Below are 11,635 nucleotides of genomic sequence, written 5' to 3' on the forward strand. Positions count from 1 at the left end.
CATGGGTGATTGGGAGCAGGCTTACGAGGTTTCGTAACGCCTGCCTTTTCTTTTTCCGGCTTCGAAGCAGGCTTTCGAACCGGTTTTTCCACCCGCTTGACGAACAGGATCTCCCCGCTATGCTCGATGCACACCGAACCGTCCAGGGTCTGGCGAACCTCCACCTCCGTTTTGAGCGGAAGGATGCGGTCGGATACGATCTTGTACGTGTGTCCTTGGTACGAGATCGTTTGACCCGAACCCACTTTCCGGTATACCCCCCGGTAGCAAAGGATGTGCTTCAGGGCGCGGGGGTGGGTGTAAGGGACGAAGGCAGATTCTTTTTCAGCCGGTTCCACGGCGAACAGCCGATTGTGTTTTTCGATCAACTCGGGCAGAACCTCGTTTCCTTCGTCGACGGAGCCGACCTTTCGTAAACGGAGCTCAATGATCCAGCGGTCCTGTGTCGTCTGGAAGCATCGCTCAATCCGGCCCTTAGCTTGTGGAGACAGGGCTTTGATATGCTCGATCCCCAATTCCTCCAGGGCCAGTCCAAACTGCGTTTTTTGGGGACTGAGACCCGCCAGCTCCTGTTTCACCGTCAATGTCTCGTTGGGGGACTCGAAGATACGGTGGCGATCGGTATAGACAGCGACAGGAAGGCCATGCTTTTGGATCACATCCGTGAGGAGACGGAAATAGCCTGTCAGGTCCTCCGTGGGTTGGAACCGGGCCGCCAGGATGGCACCGGTGGCATCATCCACCGCTTTCAACAACACGCAAGGCTCTCCCCGGTCTTCAAACCAGGCATGGGGGCTGGCATCGAGGTGAACCAACAAGCCGGCTTGCGGTTTTCGCGGCCGGGGACGATGGGCTTTGGGGGGACGGCGTTTGCGTGCCGGTCGGATCCCGGCGGAGCGCAGGACTCGCCGCACGGTGGAGGGACTGACCCGGATGCCCTCGTACTCCGCCAGCAATTCAGCAAAATGATGGTCGTTGGATCCTTTATACCGTTTGCTTTGGTACAACTCCACGATAGTGTGTCGCAGGTCTTCCGACAAGGCATGCGCCGGTTTTCTACCCCGGTTCTTATGTACAATCCCTTCTTCCCCCTCCTGAAGAACCCGGGCTTTGATCCGGTACACCTGACGAACGCTGAGCCCCAACAGCATAGCGGCTTCACGAGTGGTGATCTGTTGATGAAGGAGACGTTGGATGACAGCCAATCGTTTGACTTCTTTTCTGCTCATGGTAATCGTCTTTTCTCCCATAACTGACATTTTCTCAGACGCGTTATGGGATGACAATATCACAGACGCACAACACCTCGCCGGGAAAAGGGATTGACGCCTCGGATGGCGAGTGTTAAACTACAGGGAACGGACTTCTTTAGCGTGCTAAAGCGATCGTCGGAGGGTTTTTGCATGGGAAAGCTGCGCCAGTTTGAAAAACCGACCGGATTTCGCGATTTTCCCCCGCCGACGGCGGCCAAGAAGCGGCTTTTGGAGCGGCGGGTGCAGACCTGTTTCCAGCAGTGGGGGTACCGGGAAGTGCTGACGCCGACCCTGGAGTACTTCGACACGGTGGGGGCGGCCAGCGCCATCCCGGAATACAAGATGTTCAAGCTGATCGACCGGGAAGGGAAAACCCTGGTGCTTCGCCCCGACTTGACGGCGCCCATCGCCCGGATGGTTTCTTCGGTGATGAAGGACGAACCGCTTCCGCTTCGCCTCTTTTACCACGCCAGCGTGTTCCGGGCCCAGGACGATTCGGCGCGGACGGTGGAGTTTTTTCAATCCGGAGTGGAGTTGGTGGGGGACCCCTCGCCGGAGGCCGATGCCGAGGTGATCGCCTTGGCGGCGGAGGCCCTCTCCGCCTGCGAAATCTCGTCCTTTCAACTGGCGGTCGGACACGTGGAGCTGCTGGATGCGCTCCTGCAGGAGCAGGTGGAGGATCCAGGGCAGGTGGAGCGGCTGAAGGAACGCCTGGGTGCCCGGGATGTGGTGGGGTACAAGGAGCAGGTGGCGCAGCTGGACGTGTCTCCGGAGGGAAGGGACTTGCTCCTTCGCCTTCCCCACCTGAGCGGGGGAAAGGACCGGCTCGAGTTTCTTCGCCCGCAAATGCGTTCCCGCCGGGTGGAAAACGCCGTCCGACACCTCCGGGAGATGTGGGAGGCCCTGGAGGATTTCGGGGCGAGCCGCCATGTGGTATTGGACCTGAGTCTGGTGGGCAGCCTCCATTACTACACCGGCGTCTATTTTGAAGGGTACGCCCTCCCTTCCAGCTTTCCCCTGGTGAGCGGCGGGCGGTACGACCGGTTGCTGGAGCGCTTCGGACGGCCCGCGCCGGCGACGGGGTTCGCTCTGAAGACGGACCGGCTGATGGAGGCGAGCCCCGCCGCGGACCGGGAGATGGAACGGGTGGCGCTTTTTTATCCCCGTTCCGCCCGGAGGGAGGCGATCCGTCGGGCGCAGGAACTCAGAAGGGAAGGAAAAGCGGTGATCCTGCACGTTGCCGACGATAAGGACCCGAAGACGGAGATCGATGCCGACCGCGTCGTCCGGTGGGAGGAGGGAGAAGATGGCCGGTGACACCTTGACCATTGCCATGCCCAAGGGGCGGATTTTGCGGGAAGCGCTGGAGCTCTTCGAGGCGGCGGGGTATCCCGTGGAGGAAGGGGCGTTTGAGTCCCGCAAGCTGACGGTCACCCTGCCGGAAGCCGGCCTCTCCTTTTTCCTTTCCAAACCGGGGGATGTGCCCACGTACGTGGAGTACGGGGTGGCCGACCTGGGAGTGGTGGGGAAGGATGTGCTGATGGAGGAGGGGCGCGATGTTTACGAGTTGCTCGATCTGGGGATCAGCCGGTGCCGGATTGCCGTCGCCGCCCTTCCCGATTGGCGCCCTTCCCTCCATCCTCGGGTGGCGACGAAATATCCGCGGATTGCCGGACGCTACTTTTTGGAGCAGGGGGAACAGGTGGAAATCATCCGGTTGAACGGTTCCGTGGAGCTCGCACCGCTGATCGGGCTGGCCGACCGGATTGTGGACATCGTTTCCACCGGGCGCACCCTGCGGGAAAACGGCCTCGTCGAGCTGGAGACGGTGTCCGTCGTGACGTCCCGCCTGATCGCCAACCGGGCCAGCTTTCGCCTGAAGAGCGGGGCCGTGGACCGGCTTTGTTCCCGGCTGGCGGCGGTGACGAAGGAAGGAGTGAGAACATGATCCGGGTGGTCAAGCCGGAGGAATTGGATACGCGCAGGCGGGAAAGCGATTTGCCTGCCGATCAGGAGCGGAAGATCCGGGAGATTCTCTCCGCCGTCCGGGCGGAGGGGGACAGCGCCCTCCGGCGGTACACGGAGAAATTTGACGGCGCTTCCCTCCGGGACCTCCGCGTGACCGAAGAGGAGATCGACGCCGCCTATGAACAGGTGTCCGCCGAATGGCTGGAAGCCCTGCGGGAAGCGGCCCGGCGCATCCGCCGATACCATGAGCGGCAGAGGCGGAATTCCTGGATGGATTCGGAGTCCGACGGAACGATACTGGGACAGCTCATCCGCCCCCTGGAGCGGGTGGGCGTGTACGTTCCCGGCGGACGGGCCGCTTATCCTTCGTCGGTGCTGATGAACGTGATTCCCGCCCGGGTGGCCGGGGTGGAGGAAATCGCCATGGTGACCCCGCCCCTTCCCGACGGGAGCATCCATTCTCCCACCCTGGTGGCGGCGCGGGAGGCGGGAGCGACGGAGATCTGGAAGGTGGGCGGAGCCCAGGGGATCGCCGCCCTGGCTTACGGGACGGAAAGCATCCGGCGGGTGGACAAGATCGTCGGCCCCGGCAACATCTACGTCGCCTATGCGAAGCGGCTGGTGTACGGCACGGTGGACATCGACATGATCGCCGGGCCGAGCGAAATCGTCGTCATCGCCGACGAAACGGCCGATCCCGCATACGTGGCCGCCGACCTCCTTTCCCAGGCGGAACACGATCCGATGGCCAGCGCCGTGCTGATCACCCCCTCTTCCGCCTTGGCCGAACGGGTTTCCCGGGAACTGGTCAAACAGTGCGAGGCTCTGGAGCGGAGGGAGATCGCCGGCCAATCCCTGCGGGATCACGGGGCGATCTGTCTCACGAAGGATCTGGCGGAGGCGGTGGAGACGGCCAACCGGTTGGCCCCCGAGCATCTGGAGCTCCTGGTGGCCGACCCGTGGCGCTGGATCGGTCGGGTCAAAAACGCCGGCGCCGTCTTTCTCGGGGAGTACAGCCCGGAACCGGTGGGAGATTATTTCGCCGGCCCCAACCACGTTCTCCCCACCAACGGAACGGCCCGCTTCTTTTCTCCCCTGTCCGTGGACGATTTTGTGAAAAAGACCAGCCTGATCGCCTACAGCCGGGAGGCGCTCCTGCGGGACGGCCCTCGGGTGATCGCCCTGGCGGAAGGGGAGGGGCTGGGCGCCCACGCCGAATCGATCCGCGTTCGCCTCGACCGGGAAGGAGGGGAAAGGCGGGATGGCTGATCGCGCCGCGACGGTTCACCGCAAAACGAAGGAAACGGAGATCACCCTGACCCTGGATCTGGACGGGTCGGGGAAGACGGAGCTGGAGACGGGGGTTCCCTTTCTGGAGCACATGCTGGATTTGTTCGCCAAGCACGGACTGTTTGACCTGCGGGTGATGGCGAAAGGGGATGTTCACATCGACGACCACCATACGGTGGAAGACATCGCCATCTGCCTCGGGACCGCCCTGCGCCGGGCCCTGGGGGACAAAGCGGGCATCCGCCGCTACGGCCATGCCGTCATCCCGATGGACGAGTCCCTGGGCCAGGTGGCGGTGGATCTGTCGGGTCGCTCGCACTTGGAGTTTCGGGCCGAGTTTCCCGCCCTGCGCGTGGGAACCTTCGCCACGGAGCTGGTGCACGAGTTTTTCTGGAAGCTGGCGATGGAGGGGCGGATGAATCTCCACGTTCTTCTCCATTACGGCCGGAATACCCACCACATGATCGAATCCCTGTTCAAAGCCCTGGGCCGGGCCTTGGACGAGGCCACCCGGGTGGATCCCCGGGTTCAGGGGATTCCGTCCTCCAAAGGGGTGCTTTAGCATGATCGCCGTCATCGATTACGGAATGGGCAACCTGCACAGCGTCAGCCGCGCTCTGGAGCGGATGGGCTTTCCCTATACCGTCACCTCCGATCCGGAAACCGTCGAAGCGGCCTCCGGGCTGATCCTTCCCGGGGTGGGCGCCTTCGGGGACGCGATGCGGGAGCTGACGGAACGGAAGCTCGTCGGGGTGATCAAGCGGGAGGCCTTCAAAGGAAAGCCCCTGCTCGGGATCTGCCTCGGGATGCAGCTTCTGTTCACCGTCAGTGAAGAGCACGGCCACCACCAGGGACTGAACCTCCTTCCCGGCCGCGTGGTGCGGTTTCAAGGGGATTTCAACATCCCCCACATGGGCTGGAACCACCTCACCTTCACCCAGTTTCATCCCCTCCTGTACGGATTGGAAGAGGGATACGCCTATTTCGTCCATTCCTATCACGTGCTGCCCGACAACCGGGAGGACATCCTGGCCGTGACCGACTATCACGGTCCGGTGACGGCCATCGTGGGCAGGAACCGGATTTTCGGCATGCAGTTTCATCCGGAAAAGAGCGGAACTCTGGGGCGGGAGCTGCTTCGCCGTTTCGCTTCCCTCTGCGAAGCGGAGGTGGGGACCCCATGAGTTTCACCCTCTATCCGGCGGTGGACCTGCGGGGAGGAAAGTGCGTCCGGCTGTATCAGGGAGATTACGGAGCGGAAACGGTTTACGACGAGGACCCGGTGAGAGTGGCCCGGAAGTGGCGGGCGGAGGGAGCCGGGTGGCTGCACGTGGTCGATCTGGATGCGGCCCGCACGGGGGAGCCGGTCAATTTGCCGGTGATCCGGGAGATGGCCTTAAGCGTCGACATTCCCCTTCAGGTGGGCGGAGGGGTCCGGTCGATGGAGAGGCTGGAGCTCTTGTTTTCCGTTGGCGTCGAGCGGGTGATCCTCGGTTCCGCCGCCATTGACGATCCCCGGTTTGTCCGGGAAGCCCTCGCCCGTTACGGGGATCGCATCGCCCTCGGCATCGATGCCAGGGGCGGCCGGGTCGCCACCCACGGATGGCTGAGGACCACCGAGGTGACGGCGGAGGAGCTGGCCAAGGAAATGGTCCGCCACGGTGCCGAAACCTTCATCTTTACCGACATTTCGCGGGACGGAACCCTGTCCGGCCCCAACGTGGAGGCCATCCTTTCCCTGGCCCGGGCCTGCGGGAAACCGGTGATCGCCTCCGGCGGGATTCGCGATGCGCAGGATCTGCTTCGACTGGCCCGGCATGCCGGGGAAGGCGTGGCCGGAGCCGTGGTCGGACGCGCCCTTTACACGGGAGGACTGGATCTGGGTGAAGCCTTGAAGCTTCTATCGCGGGAAAGGGGGGAGGACGGTCGGTGATCACCAAACGGATCATTCCCTGTCTGGACGTGAAGGACGGCCGGGTGGTGAAGGGAGTCTCCTTCGTCAATCTGAAGGATGCCGGGGATCCGGTGGAGCTGGCCGCGCTGTACGACCGGGAAGGGGCTGACGAACTGGTCTTCCTGGATATTTCCGCTTCCCAGGAGGGAAGGGGGACGATGGTGGATGTCGTCCGGGAGGCGGCGGCCGAACTGAGCATCCCCTTCACTGTGGGAGGGGGGATTTCTTCTCTGGAGGACATGTTCCGCCTTCTCCGCGCCGGTGCGGACAAGGTGTCGATCAACACCGCCGCCGTCCTCCGTCCGGAACTGGTGGAGGAAGGGGCGCGCCGCTTCGGCAGCCAGTGCATCGTGGTGGCCATCGATGCCCGCTGGGATCCCGGAAGAAAAGACTGGGTCGTCCACACCCACGGAGGCCGCCGTCCCACCGACCGGTTGGCGGTGGATTGGGCGAAGGAAGTGGTGGAACGGGGGGCCGGGGAGATTCTCCTCACCAGCATGGACCGGGACGGGCAAAAGAGCGGATTTGACCTGGAGCTGACCCGTCGGGTCGCCTCCAGCGTCCGCGTCCCGGTGATCGCCTCCGGCGGAGCGGGCGCCCTGGAGCATTTTTACGAGGTGTTTTCCGCCACCCCGGCGGCCGCCGCTTTGGCCGCGTCCCTCTTTCATTTCCAGGAGCTGCGGATCGGCGAAGTCAAATCTTATCTGAAGGAGAAAGGGGTGAACGTCCGTTGGCCCTGACCCTGGATGTTTCTCAGGTCCGTTTTGATGAACGGGGGCTGGTGCCGGCCATCGTCCAGGATGCCGTGAGCAAGGAAGTGCTGACGCTGGCCTACATGAACGAGGAAGCCCTGCGCAAAACCCTGGAGACCGGGGAAACCTGGTTCTGGAGCCGCTCCCGGCAAAGGTTGTGGCACAAAGGGGAAACATCGGGCAACACCCAGCGGGTTCTCTCCCTCACTTTCGACTGCGACCGGGATGCCCTCCTGGTGCGGGTGATCCCTGCCGGCCCCGCCTGCCACCAGGGGACGGCCAGTTGCTTTGAACAGCCGGATTCCTCCTTCGCGGGAGAAGAACACGGACGCTTCGCCATCCTGAATCGGTTGGAGGCGCTGATCGCATCCAGGGAGGCGGAGCGGCCCGAAGGCTCTTACACCACCTACCTGTTTGAGAAGGGACTGGACAAGATCCTGAAAAAGGTGGGCGAAGAGGCGGCGGAGGTGATCATCGCCGCCAAGAATCGATCACCGGAGGAACTCCGGTACGAAACGGCCGATCTGCTTTTTCATCTCCTCGTGCTTCTGCGGGAAGCGAAGCTTCCTCTGGACGAAGTGCTGGAGGAGCTGTCCCGACGTCACCGGAAAGGCTGAGGGCGTCGGAAACGCTTTGCCGGGAACCTCTGTTGTGGGAGCGGATGACGTGAAGCCGTCTCTCCCGGAGCGTTCTCGCCTTTGATTTCCGGCCGCGGGCCGCGTCCGAGCGGAAGCCGTAGGCCCTTCGCTGTTCGCTGTACGGATCGGACCCGTACAGCTGATAAAACAGTTTTCGGATCCGCCGGGATTGATCGGCGGATTCGCTGGCCAGCTGCAGGATCAGTTTCCTCTCTTCCAGCGTGCATTCTTCGGACAGGCATCGGGTGAGGGCGAGCATGGTGGCGTTGACCCGTTGCAGGCAGTGGATCAACTGTTCAGGAGAAGCCATAGGTGATCCCCCCAGTGATGGATGTCCGCCGGTTCGGCCGGGAAGCGGGAAGCCGGCGACCGGCCGTTTCCATCGTCGCTCAAGATGCGAACATCTGTTCGAGCAACATTTTATCCGATCAAAGGCCGATTGTCCATCGTTTTTTTTGTCGATCGTTGGGGAATTCAGAAAACCGGGGACGATGTTCCGCATCCCTTCCGATGCCGTCCGCGCCCGGAGCTCCATCTGCGGGCATGTTCCCTCCTCCATCCGGGGAATATCTTTGCTGTGGAAAATATGGTATACTTTTTATACCATACCACCGGCCAATCGGCCTGCGCCGAGTGGGGGGAAAATGAAAAAATCAGCAAAGAAACAGGCTCGTTCCAATAAAGTGGTCCGTCTTCGGATGGACGCCGGTTTCTTTTTTGAGCGGGCGGTCCGCTCCCTGGACCGTCACAATTACGACAAGGCCTTGAAATATTTCCGGATTGCCGCCGAGAAGGAACCGGACAATCCGATCAACCTGTGCAATCTGGCGGGGATCCTTTCCGAAATGGGTCGTTTCGAGGAATCGAACGAAGTGCTGGAAAGCATTTTGAACGAAGTGGATCCCCAGCTGCATGAATGTTATTTTTACATGGCGAACAATGCGGCCAACATGGAGGATTTCGATTTGGCCGAGGAATACCTGCTCCGCTACCTGGAGGAAGATCCGGAAGGGGAGTTTGCGGAGGAAGCCAACGAGATGTTGCAGATGTTGGCCTATGAGTTGGGCCGGGAGCCGCGGCAGCCGAATTACGGGGGCAAGTACGCCTGGATGAAGAAGCACGAGGAAGCCCGCCGCCATTTGGAAGAAGGGCGATTCCTGCAGGCGACCCGCGCCCTGGAGGAGCTCGTGGAGCAGCACCCCGATTTCCTGGCCGCCCGCAACAATTTGTCCCTGGCCTATTACTACACGGGGAGATTGGACCGGGCGTTTCAGGAGATCCAACGGGTGCTGGAGGCGGATCCCAACAATCTGCACGCGCTGTGCAACCTGGCGGTGTTGTACCAGCACCTGGGGGAGACCGCCAAAAAGGAGCGCCTGGTGGAATCCCTGAAGAAATGGGTGCCCATGCATCTGGAGCACATGTACAAGCTGGGAACGACGATGGGCATCCTGGGGGAACACGAAACGGCCTATCAGATGTTTCGGCGGCTCCTCAGGATGGAATCCCAACCGGAACCCAGCCTGTATCACTATGCGGCGGCGGCGGCCTTCAACACGGGCCGGCATGCCGAAGCCGAAAGGCATTGGAAGCGGGCGATGGAAGCGGACCCGGAATCGGAGGTGCCGCGCTTTTACCTGAACCAGTGCAGGCAGTGGCTGACCCGGAAAAATGGCCGGACGCCGGTCGTCAGCTACCATTATCAACTTCCCTTTGAGCTGCAGTTCCGACAATTGGCACCCCGGGGGCTGGCCTCCGCGGAGCACGTCAGAAGAAATCCGTTGATCCGTTCCTCCTTTTTCTGGGCGCTGAATCACGGAGACCGGGAGACGAAGCTCCAGGTCATCAAACTGTTCGCCTGGATCGCCGACGACGAAGTGGAGCAGGTGCTGCGCCAATTCGTGATGAAGCCGGAGGAAGAGGATGAGCTGAAGAAAATGGCCCTGCTCGTGTTGAGCCATATGGGGGCCGAAGAGCCTTATCGCGCCTGGATCGGCGGGCGGGAGGTGGAAATCTTTTCCTCCTCCGGCGATCCGGGGCTCTCCGCCTGGATGGAGCAGTGGAAGCGGGTGTTGGAGTGTTGTCTGGACGGAATGCGCGGCCGGTATGACGCCGTCCAGATCAAGGACGCCCAAACCTTGTGGGCCCAGTATCTGGCCCACTGCAAGGCGGATCCCCCGACGGTCCGCAAGGTGGAGGGATGGGCCGCCGCCCTGGAGTATGTGGTGGCCAAAATGCACGGGCTGGCGCTTACCCAGGCGGATGCGGCCCGAAAATACCGGGTGGCGGCCGCCACCGTGGGCCGACATGCCCGGGAATTGGAACGGGTGTGCGATCTTTTCCCCAAGGATGCGGATTCGCGGCAAACAGAGAGAAACTGAGCGCGTCGTCCGTCGCCGGTCGGTGTGTCGTCTGCAAACGGGCGGCTCTCTTTTTGTCCGCCGGGGGATTTTCCTGTCGGCCGGGCTTGCCATGGCTAACGGCTGCGGAATAGGCGGGCGGAAGAGGCGGCGCCTCCCCGGACGGACAGCGGGATCGGGATCGCGTCAAATCGGTCGAAGGCCGGGAGAATTCCTGCGGGAGCGCCGCTTTTCTTCGCCCGGTTAGGGATTTTGAAGACTCGGGTAACCATATTAGTGGGACCGTGGTATGATCTGCAACGATCGCCGAAAGGTGGGTGTCAAATGTCGGAGAACAAAGTGTATGACGTCATCATCATCGGAGCAGGTCCTGCCGGAATGACCGCAGCGGTGTACGCCGCGCGCGCCAACCTGGATACCCTCATGCTGGAGCGGGGCGTGCCGGGGGGACAGATGGCCAACACGGAGGAAATCGAGAACTATCCCGGTTTTGATCATATTCTGGGACCGGATCTCGCCAACAAGATGCTGGAGCACGCCAAGAAGTTCGGGGCGCGGTACCAGTTCGGGGAAGTGAAGAAGATCGTTGACGCCCATCCTTACAAGAAAGTGGTGACCGGCAAGGAGACCTACCTGGCCAAGGCGGTGATCATCGCCTCCGGCGCCGAACACCGGAAACTGGGCGTTCCCGGGGAAGACCGCCTGGCCGGTCGCGGCGTGTCCTACTGTGCCGTCTGTGACGGCGCCTTCTTCCGCGACAAGGAATTGGTGGTCGTCGGCGGCGGCGACTCCGCCGTGGAAGAGGGGGTCTTTCTCACCAAATTTGCTTCCAAGGTGACGATTGTCCACCGGCGTGACCAGTTGCGGGCCCAGAAAATCCTGCAGGAGCGGGCCTTCAAAAACGAAAAGGTGGACTTCATCTGGGACACCGTCGTGGAAGAGATTGTGGGAGACGACAAGGTCACCGGCGTGAAGCTGTACAATCGCAAGACGGGAGAAAGAAGGGAATTCCCCTGCGACGGGGTCTTCATCTACATCGGGATGGATCCCTTGACCGACTGGGTCCGCGATCTGGGGATCACCAACGACGCCGGATACATTGAGACGGACGAGCGGATGCGCACCCGTTTGAAGGGCATTTTCGCCGCCGGAGACGTCCGCGAGAAGACTCTCCGTCAGGTGGTCACCGCCACCAGCGACGGCAGCATCGCCGCCATGGAAGCCCAGCAGTACATCGAAGAACTGAACGAGGAACTCTCCAAGGAGAAAGAAGAAACGGCCCGCCTTTGAATCGCGCGTGGGGGAAAAGCACCGACCGGAAGGTCGGTGAGGCTGTTGACAAAGAAGGGTCAACAGCCTTTTTTGTTGAATTCGGAATAAAACAATTCCGAAGGAAGGTTTTTATATGTTCAGGACGAAC

Annotated in this window: 11 protein-coding genes; 10 read left to right on the plus strand and 1 reads right to left on the minus strand. The window is 61.7% G+C overall.

From position 1 onward, the window contains the following. The coding region (locus BM063_RS16815; RefSeq protein WP_092040145.1) for an ISNCY family transposase at window positions 1–1,229 on the minus strand (1,229 nt) is incomplete at its 3' end. A 174-nt stretch (window positions 1,230–1,403) separates the two neighbouring features. Between BM063_RS16815 and hisZ the strand changes: the two genes are divergently transcribed. From hisZ to trxB, 10 genes are all read left to right on the plus strand, one after another. Then, the gene (hisZ, locus tag BM063_RS16820) at window positions 1,404–2,570 is read left to right on the plus strand and encodes an ATP phosphoribosyltransferase regulatory subunit (RefSeq protein ID WP_177199252.1); all 1,167 of its coding nucleotides are present in this window, start codon (window positions 1,404–1,406) and stop codon (window positions 2,568–2,570) included. Continuing rightward, window positions 2,560–3,201: an ATP phosphoribosyltransferase gene (hisG, locus tag BM063_RS16825; protein ID WP_092041789.1), complete on the plus strand. Its 642-nt coding sequence runs from the start codon at window positions 2,560–2,562 to the stop codon at window positions 3,199–3,201. The genes hisZ and hisG overlap by 11 nt, the downstream gene beginning before the upstream one ends. Next, window positions 3,201–4,490, plus strand: a complete 1,290-nt coding sequence (gene hisD / locus BM063_RS16830; RefSeq protein WP_425439184.1) for a histidinol dehydrogenase — start codon at window positions 3,201–3,203, stop codon at window positions 4,488–4,490. The genes hisG and hisD overlap by 1 nt, the downstream gene beginning before the upstream one ends. Continuing rightward, complete coding sequence (hisB, locus tag BM063_RS16835; protein WP_092041794.1) at window positions 4,483–5,073, plus strand: imidazoleglycerol-phosphate dehydratase HisB; 591 nt, start codon at window positions 4,483–4,485, stop codon at window positions 5,071–5,073. Before hisD ends, hisB begins: the two co-directional genes overlap by 8 nt. A gap of 1 nt (window position 5,074) precedes the next feature. Then, on the plus strand, window positions 5,075–5,695 hold the full coding sequence (gene hisH, locus BM063_RS16840; protein WP_092041797.1) for an imidazole glycerol phosphate synthase subunit HisH: 621 nt from the start codon (window positions 5,075–5,077) through the stop codon (window positions 5,693–5,695). After that, window positions 5,692–6,444 (plus strand): 1-(5-phosphoribosyl)-5-[(5-phosphoribosylamino)methylideneamino]imidazole-4-carboxamide isomerase, encoded by a 753-nt coding sequence (gene hisA / locus BM063_RS16845; RefSeq protein ID WP_092041799.1) that lies wholly within the window; start codon window positions 5,692–5,694, stop codon window positions 6,442–6,444. The genes hisH and hisA overlap by 4 nt, the downstream gene beginning before the upstream one ends. Continuing rightward, a complete protein-coding gene (hisF, locus tag BM063_RS16850; RefSeq protein ID WP_092041802.1) occupies window positions 6,441–7,205 on the plus strand; it encodes an imidazole glycerol phosphate synthase subunit HisF in 765 nt (254 codons plus the stop codon). The genes hisA and hisF overlap by 4 nt, the downstream gene beginning before the upstream one ends. After that, window positions 7,196–7,834, plus strand: a complete 639-nt coding sequence (gene hisIE, locus BM063_RS16855) for a bifunctional phosphoribosyl-AMP cyclohydrolase/phosphoribosyl-ATP diphosphatase HisIE (RefSeq protein WP_425439183.1) — start codon at window positions 7,196–7,198, stop codon at window positions 7,832–7,834. Before hisF ends, hisIE begins: the two co-directional genes overlap by 10 nt. A gap of 665 nt (window positions 7,835–8,499) precedes the next feature. After that, on the plus strand, window positions 8,500–10,236 hold the full coding sequence (locus BM063_RS16865; RefSeq protein ID WP_092041807.1) for a tetratricopeptide repeat protein: 1,737 nt from the start codon (window positions 8,500–8,502) through the stop codon (window positions 10,234–10,236). Between the two features lie 303 nt (window positions 10,237–10,539). Continuing rightward, window positions 10,540–11,505 (plus strand): thioredoxin-disulfide reductase, encoded by a 966-nt coding sequence (trxB, locus tag BM063_RS16870; protein ID WP_092041810.1) that lies wholly within the window; start codon window positions 10,540–10,542, stop codon window positions 11,503–11,505. Window positions 11,506–11,635 lie beyond the last annotated feature (130 nt).

It is taken from the genome of Planifilum fulgidum, assembly GCF_900113175.1.
Lineage (GTDB): Bacteria > Bacillota > Bacilli > Thermoactinomycetales > DSM-44946 > Planifilum > Planifilum fulgidum.

Bases quoted from the DNA above. Each gene is read 5' to 3' on its own strand.
- hisA (WP_092041799.1), top strand. From the start codon at position 5,692: ATGAGTTTCACCCTCTATCCGGCGGTGGACCTGCGGGGAGGAAAGTGC.
- BM063_RS16865 (WP_092041807.1), top strand. From the start codon at position 8,500: ATGAAAAAATCAGCAAAGAAACAGGCTCGTTCCAATAAAGTGGTCCGT.
- trxB (WP_092041810.1), top strand. From the start codon at position 10,540: ATGTCGGAGAACAAAGTGTATGACGTCATCATCATCGGAGCAGGTCCT.
- hisG (WP_092041789.1), top strand. From the start codon at position 2,560: ATGGCCGGTGACACCTTGACCATTGCCATGCCCAAGGGGCGGATTTTG.
- hisH (WP_092041797.1), top strand. From the start codon at position 5,075: ATGATCGCCGTCATCGATTACGGAATGGGCAACCTGCACAGCGTCAGC.
- hisB (WP_092041794.1), top strand. From the start codon at position 4,483: ATGGCTGATCGCGCCGCGACGGTTCACCGCAAAACGAAGGAAACGGAG.
- hisZ (WP_177199252.1), top strand. From the start codon at position 1,404: ATGGGAAAGCTGCGCCAGTTTGAAAAACCGACCGGATTTCGCGATTTT.